At 70.6% G+C, this 13,963-nt stretch carries 11 protein-coding genes and 1 pseudogene; 3 read left to right on the top strand and 9 right to left on the bottom strand.

Features of this window, described 5'->3' with window-relative positions; genetic code table 11:
• The 5 genes and pseudogenes from J7E96_RS37870 to J7E96_RS31170 all read right to left on the bottom strand — a co-directional run.
• Window positions 1-168: pseudogene (locus tag J7E96_RS37870) on the bottom strand (condensation protein); the annotation flags it as partial.
• A complete protein-coding gene (locus tag J7E96_RS31185) occupies window positions 165-4,424 on the bottom strand; it encodes an alpha-(1->3)-arabinofuranosyltransferase family protein (RefSeq protein ID WP_215136276.1) in 4,260 nt (1,419 codons plus the stop codon). The pseudogene J7E96_RS37870 and the gene J7E96_RS31185, both read right to left, overlap by 4 nt.
• On the bottom strand, window positions 4,421-5,140 hold the full coding sequence (locus tag J7E96_RS31180; protein WP_215136261.1) for a bifunctional 2-polyprenyl-6-hydroxyphenol methylase/3-demethylubiquinol 3-O-methyltransferase UbiG: 720 nt from the start codon (window positions 5,138-5,140) through the stop codon (window positions 4,421-4,423). Before J7E96_RS31180 ends, J7E96_RS31185 begins: the two co-directional genes overlap by 4 nt.
• A gap of 6 nt (window positions 5,141-5,146) precedes the next feature.
• A complete protein-coding gene (locus tag J7E96_RS31175) occupies window positions 5,147-6,298 on the bottom strand; it encodes a glycosyltransferase family 4 protein (protein WP_215136259.1) in 1,152 nt (383 codons plus the stop codon).
• A gap of 158 nt (window positions 6,299-6,456) precedes the next feature.
• Window positions 6,457-7,422: a DUF3068 domain-containing protein gene (locus J7E96_RS31170; protein ID WP_215136257.1), complete on the bottom strand. Its 966-nt coding sequence runs from the start codon at window positions 7,420-7,422 to the stop codon at window positions 6,457-6,459.
• A gap of 183 nt (window positions 7,423-7,605) precedes the next feature.
• Between J7E96_RS31170 and J7E96_RS31165 the strand changes: the two genes are divergently transcribed.
• Together J7E96_RS31165 and J7E96_RS31160 are read left to right on the top strand one after the other, a co-directional pair.
• Window positions 7,606-7,758 carry a hypothetical protein gene (locus J7E96_RS31165; RefSeq protein WP_215136255.1) on the top strand — a complete coding sequence of 51 codons (153 nt, stop codon included), beginning with the start codon at window positions 7,606-7,608 and terminating at the stop codon, window positions 7,756-7,758.
• Between the two features lie 41 nt (window positions 7,759-7,799).
• On the top strand, window positions 7,800-9,023 hold the full coding sequence (locus J7E96_RS31160; RefSeq protein ID WP_215136274.1) for a helix-turn-helix domain-containing protein: 1,224 nt from the start codon (window positions 7,800-7,802) through the stop codon (window positions 9,021-9,023).
• 102 nt (window positions 9,024-9,125) lie between these two features.
• Here the strand turns inward: J7E96_RS31160 and aceB are convergent, their stop codons facing one another.
• Window positions 9,126-10,745: a malate synthase A gene (gene aceB / locus J7E96_RS31155; RefSeq protein ID WP_215136253.1), complete on the bottom strand. Its 1,620-nt coding sequence runs from the start codon at window positions 10,743-10,745 to the stop codon at window positions 9,126-9,128.
• A 217-nt stretch (window positions 10,746-10,962) separates the two neighbouring features.
• Window positions 10,963-11,574 carry an NTP transferase domain-containing protein gene (locus tag J7E96_RS31150; protein ID WP_215136251.1) on the bottom strand — a complete coding sequence of 204 codons (612 nt, stop codon included), beginning with the start codon at window positions 11,572-11,574 and terminating at the stop codon, window positions 10,963-10,965.
• 125 nt (window positions 11,575-11,699) lie between these two features.
• Here J7E96_RS31150 and J7E96_RS31145 point away from each other — a divergent pair, with 125 nt between their 5' ends.
• A complete protein-coding gene (locus tag J7E96_RS31145) occupies window positions 11,700-12,008 on the top strand; it encodes a DUF5955 family protein (protein WP_215136249.1) in 309 nt (102 codons plus the stop codon).
• Here J7E96_RS31145 and J7E96_RS31140 read toward each other — a convergent pair.
• Complete coding sequence (locus J7E96_RS31140; RefSeq protein ID WP_215136272.1) at window positions 12,005-12,646, bottom strand: response regulator transcription factor; 642 nt, start codon at window positions 12,644-12,646, stop codon at window positions 12,005-12,007. The two genes, J7E96_RS31145 and J7E96_RS31140, sit on opposite strands and share 4 nt — an antisense overlap.
• Window positions 12,643-13,938: a sensor histidine kinase gene (locus J7E96_RS31135; protein ID WP_215136247.1), complete on the bottom strand. Its 1,296-nt coding sequence runs from the start codon at window positions 13,936-13,938 to the stop codon at window positions 12,643-12,645. Before J7E96_RS31135 ends, J7E96_RS31140 begins: the two co-directional genes overlap by 4 nt.
• Window positions 13,939-13,963 lie beyond the last annotated feature (25 nt).

Here is a 13,963-nt window from a genome sequence, read left to right as displayed (position 1 = left end):
CAGGGCCTCGTTGAAGGCGGCGCGCAGGCGGGCGGGGTCGGGGCGGCCGGGCAGGTGCACCTCGATGTGTACGGTCTCGGGCACGCGGGGGTGCAGGCAGTGCCGGGTGACTTCGTCGACGACGGTGAAGGGCACGCGGCGGGGGTGCCGTTGCTGGAGCGCGGTCACGTCTTCCTCTCCTCGCCGGGGGTGCCGGTGTCCGGGGGGCCGCTGTCCGGGGTTCCGGGGGCCCCCGGCTTCGGGGTCGGTGCCGCGCCGTGGCGTCTCCTCGGACGCCGAACGTTCGGGTAGCGCGTTGTTTCGTTGGGCTGGTTGCGTTCGGCGCCCTGCGGGGAGCGCCCCGGCACGTCCCCTCCTGGCACCGGAATGTTCGGGGCGGTGGTGTCGGCGTTTCCGCGTGTCGTCACCAGGGCCGCCGTCAGGGCGGTCAGGGCCAGGAGCTGTGCTGCGGGGCCGAACGCGCCCTCCGAGGCCGAGGCCGGCGAGCCCGCTTGCAGGGCCGCTGTCGTGCCCGCCGCCGTCATCGCCAGCAGGGCTATGGGGGGGAGCAGGGTGTGGCGGTAGTGGGCCACAAGGGCTAGCAGCGGGACCAGTAGGGCTACGGGGCCTGCTGTTAGGGCCAGTGTGAGGGTCAGTGCGGCCAGGCCCAGGATCGGGCCCGGGGCGGGGGGTGGCGGTGGGGGTGTTGGCAGTGGGGTTGTGCGGCGGTACAGGGTGAGCGCTGCCAGGGCTGTTACCGCTAGTGCGCCGCCTATCAGGCCCGCTTCGTACAGTCGCGCCGGTTTGTACTCCAGGCGTACCTGGCCGCCCGCTCCTTCTGGGATCAGCCAGCCCTGCTGCCAGCCGTCCAGTCGCACTGAAGGCAACTGCCGGCCGTTGAGCGTGGCCTGCCAGCCCGGGTTCGCGTTCTCGTAGGTCTGGAGGTACGACGCTTCGCCCGGGCCCACCGTCAGGGAGCGGCGGTCGCCTGCGGCGTCCTGGACCGTGAGTTCGCGGGATTGCTTCGCCGGGGGTGTTGCCTTGTTTCTGGTGAAGGTGATGTCGGTCAGGGCCAGGGGGCCCGCGTCGCCGGCCTCGATGCGGTGGGTGCCGGCGGACAGGGTTGCTTTGCCGTTGCGCTGGGTGCCCGCGCAGAGCGAGACCTCGACGGGGCGGCGTTCGGTCAGGTCGCTGAGCTTTCCCTTCGCGCTGGTGGCGTGGAACGTGCCGTCGATGGAAAGGATCGGGCCCTTGCCGCAGGGGAGTTGGAAGGTCTGGGAGGGGCTGGGCTGCGGGACCTGGTAGTCGGCCAGTGCTGGGATGTGTATCTCACTCAGGCCCACGGGGAGCTGCATCTCGCCGTCCGCGACCGGGTTGTGGACCGTCAGCGGTGCTGAGCGGGTGACGGTGATGTCCAGGCGGTCGGTGTTCATCGGTTCGAAGCGGGCCAGGCCGTTTTCGTCGACGGAAGCCGTTGTCGCACCGTTCGGAGAGCTGATCTCCACTTGTTCCGGGCGGGTGGACAGGCCGCCCGCCGGGGCGAACACGATCTCGGCTATGGGGCGCTTTCCCGGCCAGCGCAGGTGCACGGTCGGGTTGCTTCCGGCTATCCATGCCGTGGTCAGATCGCCGTCGACCAGGTTGCGTGGGGTCAGCGACGCGCCCAGGCGGGCGGTCGAGTCGGCTGTGGCTGTGAGGCGGCGGCGCTGGTCGGGGGCGAGGCTGAAGAGGAGTTCGTCCAGTTCGTCGCCCGGTACGGGCAGGGCGCTCGCCCGTAGTGCGTACGCGCCTGTTGTGGCCGTCGAGAACTGGCGGTGCAGGCCCACCTCCGCCGATGCCGGCGAGAGGCCGCCCGGGTCACTGCCCCGGTGGAGGGAGATCAGGTCCGGGTTCGAGTCCGGGGGGAGGGAAAGCAGGCGGGTCACCTGGACGCCGGGGATGTCGATGGTCGTGAAACCCGCGCCCATCAGGCCCGGACGGCCCTGCTGGGCACTGATGATGGTCAGCTTGAAGTACGTCGTCCGGCCGGGGGGCGCGTCTATCTGCTGCGGTGCGCCGTTGGGGTGCAGGGCGCTGGTCCGGCTGCCGGTGTCCGTATCTACTCGTACGGCCGTGGGTGCTGCTCTTACGCCGTCCGACGGCAGGGGCGTCACGCGGATTTGAGCGGGGATGTCTGTTTGCCGGGTGAAGTCCGCGCGAAGCCATTCGCCTGCTGGGTTCGCCGCGCTGCCCTCCGTCCACGCCGTGTCGGGATTCCCGTCGAAGGCGTTCACCGGGTCGTACTGCGGCAGATGGAACAGCCAGTTGCCGCTGCTCGACGCCGTCACCGATTTCGCGCCGCGCAGCACCGCTGTCGTCTGGTGCTCGATGCCGTCGGTGGGGAGTATCTGGCGGGGGGAACGGCCGGGGTCCTGGAGGCTGTTGGGGTGGTTCTTCTCCGTGGCGGTGTAGGTGTAGGACGTGTTGGAATTGACCAGGCCGAAGCGGGTGTCGGCGCGTCGCAGGCCGTCGCCCGTTGCCTGAATCGCCGGGTCGCCGAGACCGGGGTGACTGTCACCGGTGAGTACTGACGGTCGTCTGCGCATGGTGGGGTCGGAGGAGAGCGGCAGCAGTGTCTCTGGGCCGCCGCTGACCACTGCTGTGTCCGCCGCAGCCTTGAGTCCGAATCTGGAAGGGCGTTCCGTCGCGGTGGGGGGCTCGTAGATTTCTACCGCTTGCTGGCGTGGGTAGAGGCCCTCGATCTGGATCGGAGTGTCGTCCGGGATGCGACCGCCGGTCAGTACCGGGCCGAAACCGGTGAGGCGTTTGTAGCCGGACTCTTCCAGCGTGCGCTTTACGGTTTGTGGGGGTACGTAGCCGATCTGGTCCGGGTCCAGATCGTTGCGTACGACTACGTAGTGCAGGCCGGCCCTGCTGAGGTAGTCCGCCAGGCCGGGGACTTGGGCCCCTGTGGTGAGTGCCTGTTCGACCGCGTCCATCGCACGTCGGTTGCCCGGGGTGCCGAACGGCACGTAGTCGCGCTGCGCCCAGCGCGAGTCGGCCAGCACGTCCAGTGGCTGATCGATCGGGGAGCCCCAGGTGTAGAGGCCGTGCGCGGTGGCGGGGACCACTAGGGCGCGGCTGTCGGGCGAGTACTTCTTCAGCCAGGCGGCTGTCGCTTCCCAGTGGCCGGGCAGCTTGCTGAAGGAACCCGGCTGGAGGATGTTGCCGTTGAGGTAGGGGAGGGCGAGCGCCGGGAGGATGAGGAGAGCTGTGACCACTGGCGCCAGGCGGCGGGCCTGCCTCGGGCGTGCGCTTTCGGCCGCTGTGGCTGTGATGTGCGCCAGGCCCAGGGACAGGGCAAGGGCCAGGCCGGGCTGGAATTTGTAGATGTTACGGAAAGGCACCAGCCAGGTGTTGAGCCAGTCCTGGACGGTGGAGTGGAACGGGCCGCCCAGGGGGCCTGCGTATCCGGCGAGGGTGATGGTGGTGACGGAAAGTGCTACGAGGAGCAGCCAGCGGCGCTCCGGCAGGTCGCGGCGGGCCAGGCCCGCCAGGCCCAGCGCGGCGGCGAAGGCCGAGCCGAGGATGGTCAGGGCTGTCGCGGCGACCGTCCAGCCCGCCGGCAGCCACGCCTCGCCGAAGTGCAGGTACGCCGTCCAGTTGCCCGCGCCCCGCAGAAGCTCCGTGGCGGACATGGTCGCCGTGGTGGTCTCGGACTGTTCCACGTAGGGGAGGAAGTTCTCGCCGTGTATGCCGAGGATGAGGAGGGGGACCACCCACCAGGCCGTTGCCAGTAATACGCCCGGCACCCACCATGCGATCAGCGCGCGGCGGCGGGGTGTGGGCGCCCTGCTGAGCAGGTAGAGCGCTACAGGGAGGAGCGCGGCGAGAGTCGACGCCGCGTTCACGCCGCCCATGCAGGGGATCAGGAGCGCCGAGCGCAGAGCGGCTGTGCGGGGGCTCGTGCGGGGGTTGGTCAGCGGCAGCAGGACCCAGGGCAGGAGCGCTCCTGGCAGTGCGGCCGCCGATGTGGAGCCGATGACGATCGTGTACGTCGGCCACAGGGCGTACGCCGCCGCACCGAGGAGGCGGGTCGTGGGCGAGCCGACGAGCAGCCGCTCGGCCAGCCGCAGCGCGCCCCAGAAGGCCGTGGTGACGACTATCGACAGCCACAGGCGTTCCGCCAGCCAGACGGGCAGGTTCACCAGGTCGGCCAGCGCGTAGAACGGCAGCATCGGGAAGGCGTAGCCGACGTACTGGTCGAAGATTCCACCGAAGCCCGCGCGGCTGTGCCACAACTCGCCCAGGTCGGAGAGGAATTTGAACGGGTCCAGTGCCACGCCGAGCTTTGTTTCGAACGTCATCCTGCCCGGTGACGCCGCGATGAAGGCGATCAGTGCTGCCGCCCCGAACGCGAACAGCCAGCGGCGCGAACGCGGCTCCTGATAGGGGGTGGTCGTCATGGACACCGCCGGAGGATGAGGAGGAGATTCCAGGTGGCGAACTCACGCAGCAGGGGGATCTTCGGCACGACAGCGGGGAGGAACGGCCAGTAGCGGGCGCGGGCTGTCACCAGCTCGACGTCGGTACGGGAACGTACCTGGCGCAGGGTGGTGCCGATGTGGATGGGGAAAAGGTTCTCGCCGAGGGTGTGCTTGGCGCTGCGGCCGGTGCGCCGTTCGTAGCGGCGGCGGGCCCGTTCCGCGCCCAGGTAGTGCCAGGGCGCCCACTCGTGGCCGCCCCACGGGGAGTACCAGTTGGTGAACGACACGTAGATCAGGCCGCCCGGTGCCGTGACCCGGATCAGTTCGCTGAGGAAGGTCCGCGGGTCCTCGACGTGCTCCAGGACGTTGGAGGAGAAGCAGATGTCCGCTGTGCCGTCAGGGAGGGGGAGCAGATATCCGTCGGCCACCACCGCGCCTGCGGGCGTGCGGCCCCTGAGTTCGCGTACGTCCGGTTCGAAGAGATAGCTGTGCGCGCCGCGCCTGCGGAACTCCTCGGTGAAGTGGCCGCTGCCGCCGCCGATGTCGACGACCGTCCGGTTGGCCAGGGGCTCGTACCGCTCCAATTGGTCGGCGGCGTCACGGGCGAGCAGGGAGTAGCACCGGTCGGGGTCGGACTGCTCGTTCAGGAACGCCCGGAAGAGGGTGGCGGACCTGCGGAGGGAGGGGTCCTTCACCGCCTGTCACCTCCGCCGGTGGGAGAGGGCCGCCTCCGCCGCCACCGCCCGGAACTGGCGCACCGTGCTGCTCCACCGGTAGCGCGCGGCCCGCGTGGCCGCGGCCCGGCCCATCGCCTCGCGGCGCTCGGTGCTGAGCGCCAGTGCACACCAGGCGGCGGCGAACGAACTCTCGCCGCGCGCCAGTACGCCGGTCACCCCGTCGGCCACGGAGTCCCGCAGGCCGGGTACGTCGAAGCCGATCGTGGGAGTGCCCCGGGTCGCGGCCTCGGTGACCACCAGGCCCCAGCCCTCGACCGCCGACGGGTGCAGTAAGAGGTGGGCCGCGCAGAGGAGTTGGTGTTTCTCCGTTTCGGAGACGTGGCCCTTGAAGATCACGTCCGGTCCTGCCATGGCTTCCAGCCGGTGGCGTTCGGGGCCGTCACCGATGATCAGCAGCTTGCCGCCGGTGACCGGTCTCACGCGTTCCCAGAGGCGGAGGAGGAGATCGATGCGCTTGTACTCGACCAGGCGGCCCATCGCGACGAAAAGTGGTTCCGTGGAGCGCGGTGTGGGGTCCGGCGGCTGTTCGACTCCGTTGTGTACGACCCGGATTCGGCCCGGGTGCACTCCCAGTGCGCCGAGGGCGCTCGCCGTGGAGGGCGATACGGCTACCAGGAGGTTTTCGCGCTGCGCGGCCGACAGCGCCCAGTGCTCCAGTCGCCGGCCGAGGCCGGCTGCCGCAGCCGGGTAGCGCATGCCCCAGAGCTCCGTGTGTACGTGGTTGACAAGGCACAGGGTGGGGCCGCGATGCCACAGCGGGGTGAGGTACGGCAGGCCGTTGCACACCTCGACGAGCAGGTCGCAGTCGCCGACCTGCCGGGCGAAGGCGTGCCGCGCCTTGATGAAGTGCCCGAGGTCGCCGCCCGCGGAGACGACCCGGTAGTCGCGGTACGCCGCCGGGCCTCCGCACAGCAGGGTCACCTGGTGGCCGAGGGCGGTCAGGCCGTCCGCGAGGCGGTCGACGAGGAGTTCGGAGCCGCCTGCGGCCGGATTGCCGAGATCGCGGCGGGAGAGGAAGACGATCCGGCGGGGGTGCCGGGAGGTGGGATGGGGCAGTGGCTTGTGGGTCTCTTGGGGTTTCGCATCGTGCAGGGTGGGGGGCACGTGCTGGGGCATGCGAGCTCCAACTCGTTTCAGGGTGCGGAACCGGTGGGGGCTGTGCTGGGGGATGGGTGGGGCTGTGCTCGGGGTGGGGAGGTCAGTTTTCGGCACGCTGTTCGATGCGGCTACTCACCTTGATGACAATTTCGGGACCGGAGTGAGCTGATGTGTCATCACATCGTGATGACGCGCGGCTCTGTTCGTGGTTCACGCCCGCGTGCCACAAGCACCGCTCCCGCCGCCGCCAGCAGTCCTCCCGCCCCGCCGCCGCCCATCGGCAGCGTCTCGCCCACCAGCTTCAGCCGATCGCTGTCGGACGAGGCCAGCTTCACTTGAGCGCGCTGCGTGGCGGGTGTGAACTCCAGCCGTCGGCTGTCGAGAAGCACCACCTTGTCCCGCTTTCCGCCGGGCGCGCGCAGCGTCTTGCGCGGACCGATCGCCGCGTTCACGATGCGGCCCGTGCGGCGGTCGACGACCAGCTCGATGCCGTGGTTGGCGTACCACTCCTCGGCGAGCACCTGGCTGCGCTTCGGCAGCCCGACGAGCCGCCCCGGCACCAGCCTGGTGCCGGTCTTCGCCGGTTCGACGGCGCCGGTGAAGAGGTAGCCCTCGTACCCCTGGATCTTCCGCGTACCGGCGAAGCGGAGGCGGACGGTCGAGCCGAGCGTGTTGTCCCACCAGCGGTACGAGCGCTTCTGTACGCCGAAGGGGAACTTCAGGTACGCCTCTCCGTCGAAGGCCGGCTTCTCGCCGCAGCAGTGCACGGGCTCATTGGTGCGGCGGTCGGTGACCCAGCGCTCCAGCGTCCACTGGAGCGAGTCGTGGGTGTCGGCGGCGGGGAGGGTGGCGTCGGTGTCGACGGAGGTCGAGACGTCCCAGACGGCCCGGCCGCTCTTCTCGCTGTCGGCCACATCGCCCCGTACCTGCCGGGTGATGGTGAGTTTCGTGTTGCCGACGGTCTTGATCCGGGTGGTGTCGAAGTAGCTGCCGGTGCCGGTGAAGACCGTCGTGACGTCCACGTCGACCGGCGTGCGTTTCGCGCGTGGCTCGACGTACCAGGCCAGCAGCGGAGCGAGTACGAGCAGGAAGACGCCGGCACCCAGCAGGGCCAGCGACAGGGGGGAAGCGGTGCGACGCATACGGGCGACTCCAGTGGGGGCCGGCGAAAGGTGGCTCGGCGGATACGTGCACATGCGTATGGGCCGGGAACCGTAGGCGCCCTCTTGACGGACTGTCAATGGAATGTTGACACTGGGCCATTGCCGGAGAGGACCGGTGGGGGAAACCGGTGGGGTCACAGCGTCAGAGAGGCTGACCCGACCATGTCCAGACTTCTTGCGGCAGCGCTGACCGCCGTTGCCGCCGCCGCCCTCGCCGTGGGGGCCGCCTTAGCCGTCGTGGCGCTGCTGAACGCCACCCCGGACCAGCCGAATGTGCCGCTGATCAGTTATGAGTCGGCGACGCCCCGGAAGTGACCCAGGTGGAAACGACCGCAGTGGACGGGGAGCGACGACGTATGGGCGACTGCTCGGCATGGGAGGACGTGCCCCGCCTCCAGGTACGGCAGTTCACCGACCGGGCCATGCGCGAAGTGCCCTCGCTCGCCCAGGAGATCCTCGACTGCATCTGCCGCGAACACCCCAAGCTGCCGCTGCTCGTCGACGAATCGGGGGAACTGATCGCCCTCGTCGGCATCCGGCGGGCCCTGGAGGACTTCGTGCAGCATCTGGTGCTGGCGGAGGGGCGGCCGCACGTTCACCTCGAAGTCTTCCAGGCGTTCGGGCGCGGCGAAGGGCTGCACGGCCGCTCCCTCGACTCCCTCCAGGCCATGTACCGGCTCGGTGTCCGGCTCGCGTGGCGCCGGCTCGCGGAGATCGGGCAGCAGCTGTGCATTCCGCCGCCCGCGATGTACGAGCTCGCCGAGTCCGGATTCGCCTTCCTGGACGGGCTGGTGGACCAGACGGTACGGGGATACGCCGAGGCCGCGGCGCGCCAGGCCGGTGAACGGCTGAGACTGCAACGGAAGTTGACGCAGGCACTGATCGCGGAGCACGGCGAGCCCGCAGACCCCGCCCACACCCGCTCGCTCGCCGAGCACGCCGCCCGGATCGGCTGGGCACTGCCCGAGCGGGTCGCCGTCGGCGTGCTGCTGCGCCCCGGCCGCGAGTGCGTGGCCCCGGCCGTGGGACAGGGCGTACTCCTCGACATGGAGAACGAGCAGCCCCTGATGATCGTGCCCGACCCGGCGCTGGCGGGGCGGTCCGAGCTGCTGCGCCGGTCGATGAAGGGCTGGTCGGGGGCGATCGGGCCGGCGGTGGCGCTGACCGAGGCCGCGAAGTCGCTGCGCTGGGCGGGGGCCGCCGTACGCCTCATGGAGCGGGGGCTGCTGCCTTCGGGGCGGCTGCTGCACTGCACGGAGTACACCGAGGCATTGGTCCTTCTCCCGCCCGAGGAACTCATCGGCGACCTGACCCGCCGCTGCCTGGCGCCGCTCGCCGACTGCGGCCCCACCCAGGGGCGGCGGCTCGCGGAAACGCTGCTGGCCTGGCTGGAGACGCGGGGCGGCGCGCCGGAGGTGGCGGCCAGGCTCGGCGTACACCCGCAGACCGTGCGCTACCGGATGCGGCAGATACGGGAGCTGTGGGGCGACGAGGTCGACGACCCGGACCGCCGCTTCGAGCTGGAACTGGTGCTGCGGGCGCAGCGGTTGCGCGGCGAACTGTCGGAGCCGATCCGCTGACGCCGCCGGCTGGCCGGGCAATCCAAGCCCGTCCGGCGTTTGAGGAATGCCTCCGCCCCCGGTGCTGTGCGGTCCCGGGGGCGGAGACGAGAGCGGCGTTGATCAGCCGCGCAGCTGCTCGTACGCCGGCAGCGTGAGGAAGTCCGCGTAGTCCTCGTCGAGCGAGACAGTGAGCAGCAAGTCGTGCGCCTGCTGCCACCGGCCCGCGGCGAACGCCTCGTCGCCGATCTCCGCGCGGACCGCGGCCAGCTCCTCCGCCGCGATCTTGCGGGCCAGCTCCGGCGTCGCCTTCTCGCCGTTCTCGAAGACCACGCCCGCGTTGATCCACTGCCAGATCTGCGAGCGGGAGATCTCCGCCGTCGCCGCGTCCTCCATCAGGTTGAAGATCGCCACGGCGCCCAGCCCCCGCAGCCACGCCTCGATGTAGCGGATGCCGACCTGGACGGCGTTGCGCAGGCCCTCGTACGTCGGCTTCGCGTCCAGCGAGTCGATCGCGATCAGATCACCCGGCGCCACCGACACGTCCTCGCGCAGCCGCTCCTTCTGGTTCGGCCTGTCGCCCAGGACCGCGTCGAACGACGCCATCGCGATCGGCACCAGGTCCGGGTGCGCGACCCAGGAACCGTCGAAGCCGTCGGCGGCCTCACGGTCCTTGTCGGCCTTGACCTTCTCGAAGGCGACCTTGTTGACCTCGGCGTCACGGCGGGACGGAATGAACGCCGCCATGCCGCCGATCGCGTGCGCCCCGCGCTTGTGGCACGTGCGGACGAGCAGCTCGGTGTACGCGCGCATGAACGGCGCTGTCATCGTCACCGCGTTGCGGTCCGGCAGAACGAACTTCGCGCCGCCGTCGCGGAAGTTCTTGACGATGGAGAAGAGGTAGTCCCAGCGGCCCGCGTTCAGCCCCGCCGCGTGGTCGCGCAGCTCGTAGAGGATCTCCTCCATCTCGTACGCCGCCGTGATCGTCTCAATCAGGACGGTCGCGCGGACGGTGCCCTGCGGGATCCCGACGTAGTCCTGCGCGAAGACGAAGATCTCGTTCCACAGCCGCGCCTCAAGGTGCGACTCCGTCTTGGGGAGGTAGAAGTACGGGCCCTTCCCGAGCTCGATGAGCCGCTTGGCGTTGTGGAAGAAGTAGAGCCCGAAGTCGACGAGAGCACCCGGCACCGGGCGGCCGTCGAACTGAAGGTGGCGCTCGTCGAGATGCCAGCCGCGCGGCCGCATCACCACGGTCGCCAGCTCCTCGGCGGGCTTCAGGGCGTACGTCTTGCCGGACTTCGGGTCGGTGAAGTCGATCCGGCGCTCGTACGCGTCGATCAGATTGCGCTGGCCGAGGACGACGTTCTCCCAGGTGGGAGCGGACGCGTCCTCGAAGTCGGCGAGCCAGACCTTCGCGCCCGAGTTCAGGGCGTTGATGGTCATCTTGCGGTCGGTCGGACCGGTGATCTCCACGCGGCGGTCGTTGAGCGCGGCCGGAGCCGGCGCGACCTTCCAGTCTCCCTCGCGGACCTGTGCGGTGTCCGGGAGGAAGTCCAGCGTGGAGGTACGGGCGATCTCGGCGCGGCGTTCGGAGCGGCGGGCCAGCAGCTCGTCACGGCGTGGCGTGAACAGCCGGTGCAGCTCGGCCACGAAGGCGAGAGCCGCATCGGTCAGGACCTCTTCCTGCCTGGGCAGGGGCTCGGCATCGACGATGGCCAGCGGGGACGGCGCTGGTGCGGACATGAGCTGTCACTCCTTAGGCGACCGGCGCGTTACGGCCGCAGGGTCGCCCAAGAACGGCACAGAGTGCCATGGCTCCGAGGTACGGTCGCGGGCGCCGCCGGGTGGTACAGGGCGCTTCTGACGTGTGGATACTAGTTTCCTCATGGTGGAAGTTCAACGGTCTGTTGACGTCGAGATTCTCATAGTCGACAGAAACTGGCGCTCAGTGCCATGTCAGTCACTCCAGGTGCCTCAGGTCCTCCGGCGTGTCGATGTCGTACGCCGCGGCCACATCCCCGCACTCGACGAGGGTGACCGCGTCCTCGTGCTCCTTCAGATAGGCGCGTGCCCCCCGGTCGCCTGTCGCACTCGTCATGACGTCCGCCCACCGCTCGGCGCCGAAGAGCACCGGATGCCCCCTCTTCCCGTCGTACGCCGCCGCCACGAGGCTCGAAGGTGTGCGGTACGCCGCCACGACCCGCCGCACCGCCGCCGCGCCGATCCCCGGCTGGTCGACCAGCGAGACGAGCGCGGCCGAAGCGTCCGTACCGGCCAGGGACGCCAGGCCGGTACGCAGAGACGAACCCATCCCCTCGTCCCACTCCGGGTTGTCGACCAGCACACATCCGGTCAGGTCGGCGTGCTCGCGCACCTGCGCGGCCGCCGCCCCCAGCACCACGTGCACCGGACCGCAGCCGCCCTCGCGCAGCACCCGTACCGCGTGCTCGACCAGCGGCCGCCCCCGGTACTCCAGCAGCGCCTTCGGCCGCCCGCCGAGCCGCCGCCCGCCGCCGGCCGCGAGCAGAAGCCCGGCGATGCCGGCGGCCCCGTCATTCCTTGTACGTGCCATGGGTTCTGCATACCGCATCGGGAGGCCAAGTGGCGTACAGGGCGCCGATTGGCGTTAACTGACCCCAGCTCCTGTGTACGGCGTCCGACCAACGCCGTACGGGCTGAACCACTGGGGGAGAAACCTTGTTGAGAAGTGCGGAACAGAGGTGCGTGACCGGCAACGGTGAGGACCCGCGAGTAACGGAGCTGCGTGCTGCCGTTTCGCGGTTGCGCCGTGAATTGGCCGGCCACCCTGTGGAATTGCCCGACCGGGGAGTCGCCGAGGACGAATTGGCGTCGCTGCACGCGATGGCATTGAGCGGCGTACCCGAGATCATGCGGCTGCGGCGTTCGCTGCTGCTGGTCGCGGGGTCGATCGGCTCGGTGAGCGCGCTGGCGGAAGCGATGACGCAGGTACGCAACGCGGTTGAACTCTTCGGCCGCCGCGACTAGCGGCGGATCAGGCGGCGGGCCGTCGCCATCGCCACCGCGGACGTGCGCGAGTCCACGCCCAACTTCGCGTATATGTGCACCAGATGGGACTTGACCGTCGCCTGGCTGAGGAACAGCTTCTTGCTGATCTGCTGGTTCGACAGACCGTCGCCGACCAGTTGCAGCACCTCCAGCTCGCGCCGCGTCAGCGCCTGGGCCGGCGTCCGCATCCGGTCCATCAGCCGGTGCGCGACCGCAGGCGCCAGCGCCGACCGGCCGGCCGCCGCCGTGCGTACCGCGCCCGACAGTTCCTCCGGCGGCGCGTCCTTGAGCAGGTAGCCGCTCGCGCCCGCCTCCACCGCCGCCAGGATGTCGGCGTCCGTGTCGTACGTCGTCAGGACGAGCACCCGGGGCGATCCCGGCCGCGCGGTGATCGCGGCGGTGGCCTCCGAACCGTGCATCCTGCCCGGCCCGAACTGCAGGTCCATCAGTACGACGTCGAAGTCGTCCGCCGCCGCGAGCTCCACGGCCTGCTCCGCGGTCGCCGCCTCCGCGACGACCAGGAAGCCCTCCTCGGTGTCGAGTACGGCGCGCAGGCCCGCCCGTACGACGGGATGGTCGTCGGCCAGCAGCAGGCGGACCGGGGCGCCGGGGGTCAGCACGTGGGGTCTCCAGGGTCTCCAGGGTCTCCAGGGTCTCCGGAAGGCAGGGGCAGGGGCAGGGTGATCGCTACGGCCGTTCCCTGTCCCGGCGCCGACTCGACGCTCAGCATGCCGCCGAGCGAGCGCGCCCGCGAGCGCATCGCGGGCAGGCCGAAACCGCCGCCCGTCCGCGCGTCGCGGGCCGCCAGGGGGTCAAAGCCGACGCCGTCGTCCACGACGTCAAGCGCCACCGAGGTGTCCATGAAGCTGAGGGTGATCTCGGCGCGTGTGGCGCCCGCGTGCCGCACCGTGTTGGCGAGCGCCGACTGGGCGACGCGCAGCAGGGCCACCTCGTACGGAGTGGGCAGCTTCACCGGCGTACCGCTCACGGCGAACCGCACCGCGAGCCCGGGAGTCGCCGCGCACAGCCGCTCCAGCGCGGCCGGCAGCGAGCCGTGTTCCAGGTCGGGCGGGGTCAGGGCCCGTACGAACCGGCGCGCCTCGGCCAGGTTGTCCTGCGCCGCCGCCCGGGCCTGGCGGACATGCGCGGCGGCCGGATCGCCGACGGGCAGGGCGCGCTCGGCGGCGCGCAGCAGGAGCTGGATGCTGGACAGGCCCTGGGCGAGCGTGTCGTGGATCTCGCGGGCCAGCCGCTCGCGCTCGGCCAGCGTCCCGGCCGTCCGTTCGGCGGCGGCCAGGTCTTCGCGGGTCGCGAGCAGCTCGTCGATGAGCTCGCGGCGCCGCTCGCTCTCCCGGTACAGCGCCTGATAGCCGAGGACCGTGGCCACGGCGACGGCGGCGCCGAGCAGTGGCCCGATGAACGTTCCGGGCGTCACCGCCTGCCCGTGCAGGACGAAGCCGGCGATGGCGGCGGCCGCCGTCGCGACGACCGCGGTCAGGCCCCAGCGCGTCGGCAGCAGGTGCAGCTGGAGGAAGTACAGCGGGAACGCCGCCCACAGTCCGTCGGGGGACAGGGCCAGCAGTATCAGCCAGGCGAGGCCCAGCGCGGCGAGCCAGACGGCGGCGGCCCGGGGGGAGCGGTCGACGGCCGGGTTCAGCGTCCCGACGGTGTAGACGACGGCCATCGTGACGGCCGCGAGCACCACCGCGGTCGCGTCGGGGGCGTCGTCGGCCACCGCCTTCACGGCGGCGAGCGCGATCAGTCCGCCGAGCAGCGCGTGCAGACACAGACGCAGTGCGCGCAGTACGGGAGTGAGGGGACGGGAGGGGAGGGCCGAGGGGGAGGAGGAAGGGCCGGGGAGGGCGGAGCCGGGTAGGGAAGGGCTGGGTAGAGCAGGGCTTGGTTCCATGGCTTTTCCAGCGTAGGGCTCCGGC

The sequence above is a fragment of the Streptomyces sp. ISL-96 genome (assembly GCF_018614035.1).
Classification (GTDB): domain Bacteria; phylum Actinomycetota; class Actinomycetes; order Streptomycetales; family Streptomycetaceae; genus Streptomyces.
The sequence above is the reverse complement of the archived record's forward strand: the minus strand, read 5'-3'. Positions and strand labels throughout refer to the sequence as shown.